This is a genomic window from Streptomyces monomycini (assembly GCF_022271435.1).
Taxonomy (GTDB): domain Bacteria; phylum Actinomycetota; class Actinomycetes; order Streptomycetales; family Streptomycetaceae; genus Streptomyces; species Streptomyces monomycini.
This window is the reverse complement of sequence record NZ_JAFIQY010000040.1, coordinates 1-13,705: the sequence shown is the minus strand read 5'-3', so window position 1 is coordinate 13,705 and position 13,705 is coordinate 1. Positions and strand designations below refer to the sequence as shown.

10 protein-coding genes are annotated in these 13,705 nt (G+C 70.2%); 3 read left to right on the top strand and 7 right to left on the bottom strand.

What is annotated here, in order from left to right; all coding sequences use genetic code 11:
* Positions 1-421 precede the first annotated feature (421 nt).
* The gene (gene ppdK / locus JXZ78_RS32115) at positions 422-3,160 is read left to right on the top strand and encodes a pyruvate, phosphate dikinase (RefSeq protein WP_030021939.1); all 2,739 of its coding nucleotides are present in this window, start codon (positions 422-424) and stop codon (positions 3,158-3,160) included.
* A 552-nt stretch (positions 3,161-3,712) separates the two neighbouring features.
* Positions 3,713-4,621, top strand: a complete 909-nt coding sequence (locus JXZ78_RS32110) for an ArsR/SmtB family transcription factor (RefSeq protein ID WP_050502724.1) — start codon at positions 3,713-3,715, stop codon at positions 4,619-4,621.
* A gap of 102 nt (positions 4,622-4,723) precedes the next feature.
* Here the strand turns inward: JXZ78_RS32110 and JXZ78_RS32105 are convergent, their stop codons facing one another.
* The 3 genes from JXZ78_RS32105 to JXZ78_RS32095 all read right to left on the bottom strand — a co-directional run bounded on the left by JXZ78_RS32105 (position 4,724) and on the right by JXZ78_RS32095 (position 6,511).
* On the bottom strand, positions 4,724-5,671 hold the full coding sequence (locus JXZ78_RS32105; protein ID WP_030021937.1) for a TauD/TfdA dioxygenase family protein: 948 nt from the start codon (positions 5,669-5,671) through the stop codon (positions 4,724-4,726).
* Positions 5,672-5,861: 190 nt separating this feature from the next.
* Entirely contained in the window at positions 5,862-6,002 is a 141-nt protein-coding gene (locus JXZ78_RS32100; RefSeq protein WP_157851661.1) for a hypothetical protein, read from the bottom strand.
* A 62-nt stretch (positions 6,003-6,064) separates the two neighbouring features.
* A complete protein-coding gene (locus tag JXZ78_RS32095; protein ID WP_030021936.1) occupies positions 6,065-6,511 on the bottom strand; it encodes a GNAT family N-acetyltransferase in 447 nt (148 codons plus the stop codon).
* 139 nt (positions 6,512-6,650) lie between these two features.
* Between JXZ78_RS32095 and JXZ78_RS32090 the strand changes: the two genes are divergently transcribed.
* Positions 6,651-7,517, top strand: a complete 867-nt coding sequence (locus JXZ78_RS32090) for an SGNH/GDSL hydrolase family protein (protein ID WP_033038614.1) — start codon at positions 6,651-6,653, stop codon at positions 7,515-7,517.
* A 27-nt stretch (positions 7,518-7,544) separates the two neighbouring features.
* On the opposite strand, the gene JXZ78_RS32085 is transcribed toward JXZ78_RS32090, so the two are convergent.
* The 4 genes from JXZ78_RS32085 to JXZ78_RS32070 form a co-directional block, all read right to left on the bottom strand.
* Positions 7,545-8,450 (bottom strand): carbohydrate ABC transporter permease, encoded by a 906-nt coding sequence (locus JXZ78_RS32085; protein ID WP_238783510.1) that lies wholly within the window; start codon positions 8,448-8,450, stop codon positions 7,545-7,547.
* A 3-nt stretch (positions 8,451-8,453) separates the two neighbouring features.
* On the bottom strand, positions 8,454-9,410 hold the full coding sequence (locus tag JXZ78_RS32080; protein WP_372498458.1) for a carbohydrate ABC transporter permease: 957 nt from the start codon (positions 9,408-9,410) through the stop codon (positions 8,454-8,456).
* Positions 9,407-10,687 (bottom strand): ABC transporter substrate-binding protein, encoded by a 1,281-nt coding sequence (locus JXZ78_RS32075; protein ID WP_030021932.1) that lies wholly within the window; start codon positions 10,685-10,687, stop codon positions 9,407-9,409. The genes JXZ78_RS32080 and JXZ78_RS32075 overlap by 4 nt, the downstream gene beginning before the upstream one ends.
* Positions 10,688-11,065: 378 nt before the next feature.
* On the bottom strand, positions 11,066-13,318 hold the full coding sequence (locus JXZ78_RS32070; RefSeq protein ID WP_157851660.1) for an FG-GAP repeat domain-containing protein: 2,253 nt from the start codon (positions 13,316-13,318) through the stop codon (positions 11,066-11,068).
* Positions 13,319-13,705 lie beyond the last annotated feature (387 nt).

The window sequence follows — 13,705 nt, the reverse complement described above, 5'->3', positions numbered from 1 at the left end:
GCGACGCGGGAGGCCGGGCGCATGCCCGGCCTCCCGGCTTTCGGCAGGTCCGATTCCGGGTCCGCACGGCGGTGCCGGGCCCGGCGCGACGGCGTGATTCTCGCCACCTCTGATAGGGGTCACGCTCAGATGAGCGTTTCGCGGGGGAGTGCACCTCTCCAATAGGTGGCACTGGGTGCCACCCATCTCGTGTTCGCAGGTTCAAGTGAACATCGCATTCCGTAACCGTTCGGCGCGCCGATGCTCGCGCTGCGCCACCATGTCTTCAGGACGTGAAGCCTGACCTCCGTCCGCGGCGACTTTCGATCTGCTGGCCGACGACGGGTTACGGGCGTATGTCGACCGAGTGGACGTACCCAGACGCCTTCGATCTGGGTATGTTCCTCGCCGTCAGGGCAGCCCGCGGCGAGGAGAGAGTCCCGTGCCGGAAACACAAGATCCCCACGTAACCCCGTCCGAGCCTTCGAAGTTCGTCTACGACTTCACCGAGGGCAACAAGGACCTCAAGGACCTTCTCGGCGGCAAGGGCGCCAACCTCGCCGAGATGACCAACCTGGGGCTTCCCGTTCCGCCCGGGTTCACGATCACCACCGAGGCGTGCAAGGTCTACCTCGACAGCGGCCAGGAGCCCGCGGCACTGCGTGCCGAGGTGTCGAAGCACCTGGAAGCGCTCGAAGCGACCATGGGCAAGAAGCTCGGCCAGGCCGACAACCCCCTTCTCGTATCGGTACGTTCCGGGGCGAAGTTCTCGATGCCCGGCATGATGGACACCGTGCTGAACATCGGCCTGTCCGACGCGTCGGTTTCCGGCCTCGCCGCCCAGGCCGGCGACGAGCGCTTCGCGTGGGACTCCTACCGCCGTCTCATCCAGATGTTCGGCAAGACCGTGCTCGGCGTGGACGGCGACCTCTTCGAGGAGGCGCTGGAGGAGGCCAAGCGGGCCAAGGGCGTCCGCGTCGACGTCGACCTGGACGCGGCCGACCTGAAGAACCTCGTCGGCCGGTTCAAGGACATCGTCTCCAAGGAGACCGGCCGGGACTTCCCGCAGGAGCCCCGCGAGCAGATGGACCTCGCCGTCCGCGCGGTCTTCGACTCGTGGAACACCGACCGCGCCAAGCTCTACCGCCGCCAGGAGCGCATCCCCGGCGACCTCGGCACCGCCGTCAACATCTGCTCCATGGTCTTCGGCAACCTCGGCCCGGACTCCGGCACCGGCGTCGCCTTCACCCGCGACCCCGCCAGCGGCCAGCAGGGCGTCTACGGCGACTACCTCCAGAACGCGCAGGGCGAGGACGTCGTCGCGGGCATCCGCAACACCGTGCCGCTCGCCGACCTCGAAGGCATCGACAAGCCGTCCTACGACGAGCTGATGCAGATCATGGAAACCCTCGAAACGCACTACAAGGACCTGTGCGACATCGAGTTCACCATCGAGCGCGGCAAGCTGTGGATGCTCCAGACCCGCGTCGGCAAGCGCACCGCGGGCGCCGCGTTCCGCATCGCCACCCAGCTCGTCGACCAGGGTCTGATCGATGAGGCCGAGGCGCTCCAGCGGGTCAACGGCGCGCAGCTGGCCCAGCTGATGTTCCCGCGCTTCGACGAGAACGCGAAGACGCAGCAGATCGGCCGGGCCATCGCCGCCTCGCCGGGTGCCGCCGTCGGCAAGGCCGTCTTCGACTCCTACACCGCGGTCAAGTGGTCCCGCTCCGGCGAGAAGGTCATCCTGATCCGCCGCGAGACCAACCCCGACGACCTCAACGGCATGATCGCCGCCGAGGGCATCCTCACCTCGCGCGGCGGCAAGACCTCGCACGCCGCCGTGGTCGCCCGCGGCATGGGCAAGACCTGTGTCTGCGGCGCCGAGGAGCTGGAGGTCGACACCAAGCGCCGGTGCATGACCGCGCCCGGCGGCATCGTGGTCGAGGAGGGCGACGTCGTCTCCATCGACGGCTCCTCCGGCAAGGTGTACCTCGGCGAGGTGCCGGTCGTGCCGTCCCCGGTCGTCGAGTACTTCGAGGGGCGGATGCACGCGGGCGCCGACGACGCCGACGAGCTGGTCAAGGCCGTACACCGGATCATGGCGTACGCGGACCGGGTACGCAGGCTGCGCGTACGGGCCAACGCCGACAACGCCGAGGACGCCGCCCGCGCCCGCCGTTTCGGCGCCCAGGGCATCGGCCTGTGCCGCACCGAGCACATGTTCCTCGGCGAGCGCCGCGAGATGGTCGAGCGCCTGATCCTCGCCGACACCGACGCCGACCGCGAGGCGGCCCTCGGCGGCCTGCTGCCCCTCCAGAAGGCCGACTTCGTCGAGCTGTTCGAGGCGATGGACGGCCTGCCGGTGACGGTGCGCCTCCTGGACCCGCCGCTGCACGAGTTCCTGCCCGACATCACCGAACTCTCCGTACGCGTCGCCCTCGCCGAGTCCCGCAAGGACGCCAACGAGAACGACCTGCGCCTCCTCCAGGCCGTGCACAAGCTGCACGAGCAGAACCCGATGCTGGGCCTGCGCGGCGTCCGCCTCGGCCTGGTCATCCCCGGCCTGTTCGCCATGCAGGTACGGGCCATCGCCGAGGCCGCGGCCGAGCGCAAGAACGCCGCCAAGGGCGACCCGCGCGCCGAGATCATGATCCCGCTGGTCGGCACCGTCCAGGAGCTGGAGATCGTCCGCGAGGAGGCCGAGCAGGTCATCGCCGAGGTCGAGCAGGCCCGCGGCGTGGACCTCAAGCTCACCCTCGGCACGATGATCGAACTGCCCCGCGCGGCGCTGACCGCCGGCCAGATCGCCGAGTCCGCCGACTTCTTCTCCTTCGGCACCAACGACCTGACCCAGACGGTCTGGGGCTTCAGCCGCGACGACGTCGAGGCCAGCTTCTTCACCGCCTACCTGGAGAAGGGCATCTTCGGCGTCAGCCCGTTCGAGACCATCGACAAGGACGGCGTCGGCTCCCTGGTCCGCAGCGCCGCCGAGGCCGGCCGCGCCACCCGCCCCGACCTCAAGCTCGGCGTCTGCGGCGAGCACGGCGGCGACCCGGAGTCGGTGCACTTCTTCCACGAGGTGGGCCTGGACTACGTCTCCTGCTCCCCGTTCCGCATCCCGGTCGCCCGCCTCGAAGCGGGCCGCGCGGCGGCGGAGTCCCTGGGCAGCGACAGCCGCTGAACCCGTAACACCCGGTAGGCCAACCGGAGTTGGTGTCAGACCGTACCGACCCTCACCCTGACACCGGCTCCGGAACCCGACGAGGGCGGCACCTGTGCGGAGGTGCCGCCCTCGCTTTTCTCCGGACTCCCCCCTCGGGAGCTGCCGTCAGCCATGTCGGCCTGGTTGACGGCCTTCCACGGCAAATGCTGAGCGGTCGGTCATTGCCTCGTCACCCCCCACGGGATCGAGCAATCCGTTCCATTCGCACTGCCGTCGAATTGAGTTACAGCTTTCCCTGCGCGCCGTGTTGGCGCGACCCCTTTCAACTCTGGCCAAAAGGGCGTGGTGACAGGCTGTGTCTGCGTGCATACTCAGATGGCCGGGGGTCGACTAGGGAGCATTGGTGGGGGTTCGGTGCTACGCGTCCATTTCAGTGGACCGGATCTGGCCCGGGTGCGCATTGCCGCGCGCCCTGACGTGCTGTGGGAGACCGTTTTAAGTTTTCACCGACTACGCGACCGGCGGCCCGGCACGGCCTTCGGCAAATGGCGCTCCGAAGCACGTTGCAGGTTGAATGGTGAAACACGGCTGCTGGCGCCGCTCGTTCCCACGCGCGGCTATTTTCCGGATTTCCTGACGCCTCCGGAGGGGCTGCTCGGCATCGACGAAGGGCTGGCGGCGCTCCGCGCAACCCCGCCCGCCCGACTGCACGCCGAACTTTCGCGACTGCCCGCGACCCGGCCGCTGCCGGCATGGCTGCGGGAACTGAGCGAGGGCGATTCCGCGGCGCTCGGCCGGCTCGCCGGCGCGCTGCGGAGCTATTACGAGAACGCCGTCGAGCCGTACTGGCCGCTGCTCCAGGCCCGTATCGAGGCGGACCGCGCCGCCCGCGGCCGGGCGCTGCTGGACGGTGGCGCGGACCATCTGCTCGCCTCGCTCCCGCCGGCGATGCGCTGGCGGCCGCCCGTCCTGGAAGTGGACTACCCGGTGGACCGCGACCTGTTCCTGAACGGCCGGGGACTGCTCCTGCTCCCGTCGTTCTTCTGCCGTCACACGCCCGTCACCTTCGCCGACCCCGACCTCACACCCGTCCTCGTCTACCCCCTGGAGCACCCCGCGCCGCGCGTGATGCCGACGGTCGCGCCCGGCCACTCGCTGGGCAAGCTCGTCGGCCGGACCCGCTCGGCGATCCTGCACGGCGTGGGCGGCGGCTGCACGACGAGCGAACTGGCGCGCCGCGTCGATGTCTCACTGGCCTCGGCCAGCCAGCACGCGACGGTGCTGCGGGATGCGGGCCTGCTGCTGACGCTGCGGCACGGGAACGCCGTACTCCACACGTTGACGCCGCTGGGGGCGGCGCTGCTGCGGGGCGGTCCGGAGGTGGACGTGCGCGGGGTGGACACCCGGGGGCTGGAGATATCGGCGCTGGAGGCGCGGGGAGCGGATGTGCGGGTGCCGGGGGCGGGGGCTGTGCAGTAACGTTCCGGCGGTCTGGGGGCGGGCGGTTCGGGTTCCGCGCCCGGGAGGACGGGCAGGGGACGCCAACCGCTCCACCCGCCCCCTGCCTCCCGCCCTCCCGCGTCAGTACGGCCGATCGCCCGTGATCGCCACCCGCTCGGCGACCCGGCGCCCCGCCCCGTAGTCGTTGACCGCGTAGTGCTGCGTGGCCCGGTTGTCCCAGAAGGCGACGTCCCCCGCCTGCCAGCGGAACCGCACCTGGAACTCCGGTACGTGCGCCTGCTGGAAGAGCAGCCGCAGCATCCGGTCGCTCTCCGCCCGCTCCCATCCCACGATGCGGGTGGTGAAGGAGGTGTTGACGAACAGCATCCGGCGGCCGGTCTCCGGATGCCGCCGTACGACCGGGTGTTCCACCGGCGGGAATTGCTCCTGGAACGGCGCCAGCCGCTCGGCGGAGTAGAAGCGCGCGAAGCCCGGCAGGAAGTCGTGCACGGCGGTCGCGCCGTCGATACGGTCCCGTACGTCCTGCGGCAGATCGTCGTACGCGGCCGCCATGTCCGCCCACATGGTGTCGCCGCCGGACGGCGGCACCTCGCGCAGCTGCAACACCGCGCCCAGCGCCGGACGTTCGCGGAACGTCACGTCCGTGTGCCAGACGTTCTCGAACGTGGACACCGCGCTGCGGTCGAACCGTACGACGTCCTCGGCGTCCCCCGTGGCCAGCAGCGGATTGGTCTCCAGTTCGCCCCAGTTGCGGGCGAACGCGCGCTGCGCGGCCGAGGTGAGGTGCTGCCTCCGGAAGAACAGCACCTTCCACTCCAGGAGCGCACGGTTCAACTCCTCGCGCAACGCCGGGTCGAGGGGACGGGAAAGATCGAGACCGCGGATCTCCGCGCCGATCGTCGCGGCCTGCGGAACGATCTCGAACCGCTCGTAGGGCCGGTCCTCCCAGCCCTCCGGCGTGCGGCGCAGGACACGGGTGCCCTCGTAGAGGCCGTCGGCGGGGATGCGGTGGTCGCGGAGAGCGGCGGAGGCGGAGGCGGGGGCGGTGTGGTCGGCGGTGGCCGTCAAGGGGTCCTCCTGGTGGGAGAGGAGCGAAAGGTACGAAGAGAGGCGCGCGACGCCCGTACCGGCGTCCGGCATCCAGTACCCGGCATCCGAGGAACACCGGGATCACGGAATCAGGCGCCGCTGCCGTACGGGTGCGAAGCTGCCGCGGTGCGCGGGTGCTGCTGTCGGGAGGGTCGTTACGCCCGGAATGTCACCGACAGCGGAAAGCGGCGGCCGGGGGTGAACCCACCCGGCCGCGGCGGCGCAGAAACGTCATGCCGCGGGGCGCGCACTCGCCGTGGGGGCCGCTGCGCAGCGGCTCCGCCTCACGGAAGGTCGAGTACGTGGTCATGGCACGCACCGTACCTCATGCGGGAGACCCGGGGAACGGGGCACCGCCCGCCCCCGCCCGCCTCAGCCCTTCAGCTCCTTGTACAGATACACGTCCGCGTGCCCGCCCGGCATCCCCGGCACGCGCCCGACCTCGGTGTATCCCTGCCGCTCGTAGAACCCCGGCGCCTGGAACGTGTACGAGGACACCGTGGCCCGGTCGCAGCCGCGCCGCACCGCCTCTTCCTCCGCGGCGCGCACCAGCTTCGCGCCCCAGCCGGCCGCCCGGCTGTCCTCCCGTACCCACAGGAGATGGATTCCGCACAGCCCGCCCCACACCCAGGCGCTCAGCCCGCCGATCAACTCGCCCTCCGCGTCCGTCACCTGCACCGAGAACTCGGCCCGCTCGGCGCCGACCGTGGCAGCGGCATTGAAGGCATCGAGCTCGTCCTCCAGGCGCTTGTCCAGGCCGGCGTCGTGACCGCCGATCGTGAGTGCCGTCTTCTGCGCCGGGGCGGTGGCATCGCTCATGCCTGAGTTCTCCCACAGGTTCCCCACGCATCGCCACCGAGTTTCCGCACCGGCGCTTTTGGCGGGCGAGCCGGACGGGGAGTCTTCCTTGCCCGTGGTCGTCACGGTTGTCCCTCCACACGAGCAGCAGGAGAGTGCGATGGCCCGAAACCCGCGCCGTGCCGGATGCGTTGTCGCGGCGGCCGCCGCACTGGCCGCACTCGGCGTGCCCGTAGCCGTCGCGGACCCGGTCTCCGTACGACAACCCCACTACGTCGCGCTCGGCGACTCCTCGGCCGCCGGCCCGCTGATCCCGGCCCAGACCAGCCTCCCCTGCCTGCGCTCGAACCGGAACTGGCCGGCCGTCGCCGCCGCACGCCTCGGCGCCGACCTCACCGACGTCACGTGCAGCGGCGCGACCACCAGGGACCTGGCCGGGCGGCGGCTCGTCCTCGTACCGCCCCAGCTGGACGCGCTGCGGCCGGACACCGACCTGGTCACCCTGGCTGTCGGCGCCAACGACATCAGCCTGGGTACCGCCCTGCCGTCCTGCGCCCGGCTGCACCCGCAGTCGGCGGGCCTGGGCCGGACGTGCGAGTCGGTCTACACGGCAGGCGGCCGGGACCGGCTCGCCGAACGGATCACCCGCACAGCCCCCAGGATCACTTCTGCCCTCGGACAGATCCACCGCCGTTCCCCGCGCGCGAAGGTGTACGTCGTCTCGTACGGCACGTACTTCCAGCCGGGCGGCTGCTGGCCCAGGGAGCCCGTCTGGGCGGGCGACGCCGACTACCTCCAGAACACCTTCGACCGGTTGCACACCATGCTGGCCGAGCGGGCCGCCGCGGGCGGCGCGGGCTTTGTCGATCTCCGTACGCCCAGTGCCAAGCACGGAGTGTGCGCCGCGCCGGGCGAGAAGTGGATGGAAGGGCTGCTGCCGGTCTCGGCGGCGGCCCCGTTCCACCCGAACGGCACCGGCATGGCGCACGCGGGCGCGACGGTGGCCGAAACCATCGGCTCGCCGTGAACTCCTCGTGGGCTCCTCAGCCCTCGCTCAGTCGTCGATCCCCGACCGCTCCACCCCGGCCACGATGTACCGCTGCAACAGCACGAACACGACCACCAGCGGCGCGATCGAGATCGCCGCGGCGATGAAGAGTTCGTGCAGGTTGAGGTTCTGCGCCGTGGTGAACGTGGAGAGCGCGACCTGCACCGTCCACGATTCCCGGTCCTGGCCGATGACCAGTGGCCACAGGAACGCGTTCCAGGCGCCGATGAAGACGATCGTGCCGATGGCCGCGAAGACGGGCCGCGAGTTGGGCACCACGATCCGCCAGTACGTGCGCCAGTACCCCAGCCCGTCCACCCGCGCCGCGTCCTCCAGTTCGCGTGGGAAGCCGAGGAAGTACTGGCGGAACATGAAGCAGGCGAAGGCGCTGAAGAGCGTCGGGACGATCAGCCCGCGCAGGGTCGAGATCCAGCCAAGTGACGAGACGAGGACGAAGCTGGGGACGAAGGTGACGGCGGCCGGGACCATCAGGGTGCCGAGGATCGCGTAGAAGACGAGGTTCGCGTGCCGGTACGGGATGCGGGCCAGGCCGTACCCGGCCAGCGACGCCAGCAGCACCGTGCCCACCGTCGTGGAGACCGCGATCAGGGTGGAATTGAGCAGCGCGCGGGCCATCGGCAGGTTCGGGTCGCCGAAGACCTCGGTCAGGTTGGACCACTGGAGGTCGCGCGGGAAGAACGTCCAGTCGGGGGCGGTGATGTCCTGCTCGGTGGCCAGGCCGTTGCGTACGAGCAGGTAGAACGGGATGAGGAAGAGGACGGCGAGGACGGTGACGGTCACCACGCGCAGCGCGCGCCCGGCGCGCACGCGGGGGTCGCGCGGCGCGCGCGCCCTCCGTACCCGTCCCGTTTCCGTGGACCTGGACGTCGTCTCCGTACGTCTGATGGCCATCGCTCAGTCCTCCTTCCGTCCGAGGCCGAACCAGCGGGCCTGGACGACGGTCGCCACGGCGATGATCAGGGCCAGGATCACCGCGCCCGCGCTGCCCAGGCCGAGGTTCTGTTCCTGCCCGAGGGCGGTGTAGTAGAGGTAGACGAGCGGCGGGCGGGCGTACGGCGGGTAGCCGCGGGCGTCGGACATCAGGTTGTAGAACTCGTCGAACGCCTGGAACGCGTTGATCACCAGCAGCAGGACGACGGCGACCGAGGTGGCGCGCAGTTGCGGCAGGGTGATGTACCGGAGCGTCTGCCAGCCGGGGCGCGCGCCGTCCACCGCGGCGGCCTCGTACAGGCGCGGCGGGATCCGTTGCAGTCCGGCGAGGAACAGGATCATGAAGAAACCCGCCTGCAACCACAGCCGTACGGTCACGATCACCAGCCAGTACCAGGGCGGGTCGGTCGTGGACAGCCACGCGGTCTGGTCCGCGCCGAACCACCCGAGCACGGTGTTGGCCAGCCCGAACCGTACCCCGTTGAAGATCGACAGCTTCCAGACCAGCGCCGCGACCACGTACGAGCAGGCGGTCGGCAGGAAGAAGACCGAGCGGAAGAACGCCTGGGCGAAGCGCAGCCGGTTGACCATGAGCGCGAGGCCGAGCGAGAGCACGTACGTGGCCGGCACGATGAACGCCGTGAACAGCAGGAACGTGCCCAGGCTGCTCACGAAGGCGTCGTCGCCGAGCATCGCCGTGTAGTTGTCCAGCCCGACGAAGTCCGTCGGGGTGACGGTGTTGTGGGCGTCGAAGAAGCTGAGGTAGACGCTCCAGGCCAGCGGTACGTACGTGAACAGTGCCAGGCCGATCGCGAACGGGCCCACGAACGCCCAGAACCACAGGTTCCGGTTCTGCCGGCCCCGGAGGCGCGCGAGGAGTCCGCCCGTACCCGTACCGGCGGCCGCCTTCGTCGCTCTCACTTCGTCTTCGCCCGCTGCAACTCGGCCTCCACCTTGCGCACCACGCCCTTCAGCTCGCTCTCCGGGTTCGCGCCGCCCTTGATGATGCGGTTGAGCGCGTCCTGGTAGGCGGTGCTGCTCGGCGTCGTCCACAGCAGCGGCTCGGCGTGGCCGTACTCGGTGGCGTACGAGACCGCGTCGGCCGCCGCGCCCTCCTGGAGCTGCTTCGCCTTCTTGGCGAGCGAGGTGCGGGCGGGGATGTGGAAGCCGTACGCGAGGGCGAAGTCCTCCTGCTTGTCGGTCCCGTCCACCCAGAGCCACTTCACGTACGCCCGGGCCTCCTTGCGGTGCTTGCTGCGCGCACTGACCGCCGAGCCGTACGCGCCCACCGGCACGGCCGGCTTCCCGGCGCCGTCCTTCGGGAACGGCAGCACCCCGAAGTCGTCCCCCAGCGCCTTCTCGACCTGCGGCAGCGCCCACAGGCCCGACCACTGCATGGCGGCCAGCCCCTGCACGAAGGCCGCCGGGTCGGACCAGTCCGTCGGCGCCCCGAGCAGCAACGATTCATCGGCGTACAGCTGCCGGACCTTCCCGAGCACGCGGGCGGCGGCCGGATCGTCGAATCCGACTTTCCCGTCCTCCGTGATCAGACTCAGCCCCGCGGCGAACAGCGGCGTACCGCCCAGCACCGCCGCCCCGCCGTCGTTCCCCAGGAACAGCCCCTTGACCTTGTCCTTCCGGTGCCGCGCGGTCAGGGCCTTCGCGGCCTCCACCAGCTCGTCGACGCTGCGCGGCGGCTCGACACCCGCCGCCTTGAGCATGCTCTTCCGGTAGAACAGCAACTGCGTGTCTATGGTCTGCGGAATCGCCCAGACCTTGTCCTGCCAGATCTTCGGCGCGAGCACCGCCTGGTTGAAGTCGCCCTTGACGGCCTCGATCTCCGCCGTCAGGTCCACGACCTGCCCGCCCTTGATCTGGTCCAGCTTCGGCCCGTTGACCTCGAAGACATCCGGACCGGAGTCCGTCAGCAGCGCGGCGGCGGTCTGCCGGTCGTAGTCCCCGGGCCGCCACTGCACGCTGACCCGCGCCTTGTCGTACGCGGCCGCGTACCGCTTGACGGCCTGCTCGGCTCCCGGCTCCCCGTACTGGTGGTACCACTGGCTCAGCGCCGGCCCCGAACCCTTGCCGCTACGCCCGGTGTTGGACCCACAGGCCGCCAGAGCCACCGTGAGGGCCGCTCCTCCAGCCACCCCTCCGGCCATCCCGAACAGCCGCCGTCTGCCGATGTCGCGAGTCATGCCCGATCGCCCCCTCCGTAGCCCGTCGCGCGTCGCGCGCTGGTCGTCGTCCGGCTGTCGTGCCGCTCCGGAGATCGTGGATCACCGTCCGCCGCGAGCGCCTACTTTGCCGCACGACCGTGAAGAACGCATTGCACCTGCGCGAAAACGCCGGTGAGCGCGTCGTAGGAGTGAGCACTGGGGCGCGCTGCGGTGTTCCCGTGGCCGGGGCGGCGTACCGCCGAAGCGGAGGCGGGTACGTACCGAACGTCCCGTGCCGAGGCCCTCTGCGCGCGACCCTCTGAACGACAGCGGGGCCGGGACCAGGCACCCACAACCTGAGTGCTCCTGGTCCCGACCCCGATGGGCGGGCGTGCCCGGCGTTGCTGCCGTTCCTCGTCAGACGATGGTCTCGTACGACGGCGTCCTGATGCCGGTCAGCTCGCGCGGGGCGAACGGGGCTCGCCAGCTGCCCGTGCCGTGGTAGACGTACGAGCTGTCGTCCGGCGTGGTGACGAGGAGGTCGGCACGGCCGTCGCCGTTCGCGTCACCGATGCCGATCATCTGACGGTAGCCGCCCCAGCCGGCACCGATCTTCACGCGCCCGTCGAGGGTTCCGTCCCCCTTGCCCAGGAACAGCCACAGGACGCCGTCACGGTCGCGGGCCACCAGGTCTCCGGCGGAGGCACCGGCCACATCGCCGACGGCGGTGATGTTGTCGTAGATGTCCCAGCCGGCGCCGACCTTCTTGCGCGGCGCGAACGGGGCCCGCCAGTTGCCGGTGCCCTCATAGAGCCACAGCACACCGGACCGGTCGCGGGCCAGGAGGTCGGTGCGGCCGTCACCGTTGAGGTCGCTGCCGCCGGTGAGCTCGTCGTACGCGTTCCAGCCGGCGCCGATCTTCAGCCGTCCGTCGAACGTTCCGTCACCCTTGCCGAGATACAGCCACAGCACACCTGCGGAGTCCCGTGCCACCACGTCACCGGCGGAGGCACCGGCCACGTTACCGACTGCGACGACCTTGTCGTAGATGTTCCAGCCCCAGCCGGCCGACTTCGACCACGTGCCCTTGAGGTGCGGCGTGTTCCGCGAGTCGTGGTAGGTGTCCTGGAGCGACAGGTTGCCCGCCGAGTCACGGAACAGCACGTCCGGCGAACCGTTGTCGGTGTAGTCGTGCGGCGCGGCCTTGCGGCGGACGGTGAATTTGCCTTCCGCGTTCATTGCGGGGCCGATTTCGTTGTCGGGCTCGGCGGTGAGCTTCCAGGTGTAGTCACCGTTGGGAGCGGCCGTGGGCTCGCCGTCGGAGTCGAGCAGACCGTCCCACTCCATGTTCAGCCACTGCGGCCCCGGCTCCCTCACGTTCCGGAACCAATCGATGGCGCGCTCCTTGCCCGAGGCAGTGTGGCGCAGCGTGAGGGTCACGTGGGCGTTGAGCCGCGAAAGCTGCCAGCGCGGCTCCCAGCGGCCACGGTCCAGGTCGGCGACTGCGGGTACGGCAGATTTGAGGAGGGTGATCCTGGTCGGTTCGCCGGTGCTTGCGACGAGCTTGGTGACGGGCGCGCCGTCCGCCCCGGGGGAGACCCGGTAGAGGCCCTCGCCCTGGTCGACCGAGCCGCCCATCACCAGCAGGTCACCCTCGGGCGTGGGCGTGGTGGAGGTGGCGTGGTCCAGCACCTTGCGTTCCATGGCGAAGGAGCCGCCGGTGAAGTTGGCGCGGAGGGCCGAGGACCACGCGGAGTACCCTTCCGACGCCTTGTTCTTGTTCCCGTGCAGCACCCAGTTGCCGACCAGGCCGACCATGTTGCTGTAGACGCCGCTCTGTTCCTTGCTCCACGGCTGCCGTTGCGGCCCGCGCTTCGAGACGGCGAGGGTCACGCGCCGGTTGCCCTCGTAGAGAGAGCCGAGCGAGGCCATGTGTGTCGGCGACAGGGCGGCACCGGCCCAGTCGTCGGTCATCAGCCCGCCGTTGTCGCTGACCTTCGCAGCGGCCAGGTCGATCACCGCGTAGTCGTTGGACTTGTAAGGGGAGTGGTCCGAGATCCCGGAGGTGAACCGCACCAGGGCCGAGCCCGGCGTCCCGGCGACCGCGGTGAACTTCCGCGTCTTCTCCGGCAGCCCGGCGATCTCCCGGTCGGTGAGCTTGCCGTCCACGAGCCCGAGGACGTGGGCTTCCTGGCGGCCCTCCAGGTTCTTGACCGCGATCACCCAGGGCCCGACCGCGCCCTCGTACATGTAGCCGTACGCGCCGAGGTCCACGAGGGTGGACGACCCCGAGGCCATGTCCCGCAGGGTGATCTTGCGGGACGCGGAGATGGTGGTGTTGTCGCCCACCGCCACCACGTCGGACGCGGCACCATGCGCGATGTCCTGGGTGTGCTGGCCGCTGTCCTGGCCCACCTCGGTCGTCGTGCCGTCGGCGTAACGCGTCCACCGGAGGGTGTTCTTCGGGTCGACGGAGAGGAAGCCGGTGGCGCCGGCGCTCACGATCTCCGACCCCGGCGCGATCTTCAGAGCTGGGGCCGCGGGAGCGGCGGCAGCGGGGGACGCGAGCGCCCCTCCGCTCGCCGCGAGGCCGAGCGCGACGGCTCCGCCCAGAAGCTTCCCGAACGGACCGTATCGTCTCGCTCCCGGTGCGGGTGAACGTCTTCTCATGTGCCCTCCTGGCCAGACGTGGCGCGGAGCGCCACGGTGTGCGACGGAGGGCAGGAAGAGGTCATTCCTCTCCCGACCGACGAATGTACGAGCCCCCCTAGGTCCGGCAAATCCTAACAATGGGGAGGTCAGGGGATTACGGGCGTATGGCCCCGCAGAGGCGGGGCGCAGTGGCGGGGCTCAGCGGGACATCGGCGCAAGGAGCGGCGCCTCCGGTGACGGCTGACGGGAATGACACCGTGCTGATCACAGATGCCGCTCTAAGAGCTCCTAACGCAACGTAAGTAGCCGTGTCCTTCGGATGGCTGCGTCAGTTGCTGGGGTGTGAGTAAGCGAAGTGCTCGACCGTGGCTGGTGGACGATGAGTTGTGGTCCAGAATCGAGCCG

Coding starts and splice junctions, on each gene's coding strand:
- JXZ78_RS32075 (WP_030021932.1), bottom strand. CDS start 10,687: ATGACTCGCGACATCGGCAGACGGCGGCTGTTCGGGATGGCCGGAGGG.
- JXZ78_RS32090 (WP_033038614.1), top strand. CDS start 6,651: ATGGCCCGAAACCCGCGCCGTGCCGGATGCGTTGTCGCGGCGGCCGCC.
- JXZ78_RS32085 (WP_238783510.1), bottom strand. CDS start 8,450: ATGGCCATCAGACGTACGGAGACGACGTCCAGGTCCACGGAAACGGGA.
- JXZ78_RS32095 (WP_030021936.1), bottom strand. CDS start 6,511: ATGAGCGATGCCACCGCCCCGGCGCAGAAGACGGCACTCACGATCGGC.
- JXZ78_RS32100 (WP_157851661.1), bottom strand. CDS start 6,002: ATGACCACGTACTCGACCTTCCGTGAGGCGGAGCCGCTGCGCAGCGGC.
- JXZ78_RS32070 (WP_157851660.1), bottom strand. CDS start 13,318: ATGAGAAGACGTTCACCCGCACCGGGAGCGAGACGATACGGTCCGTTC.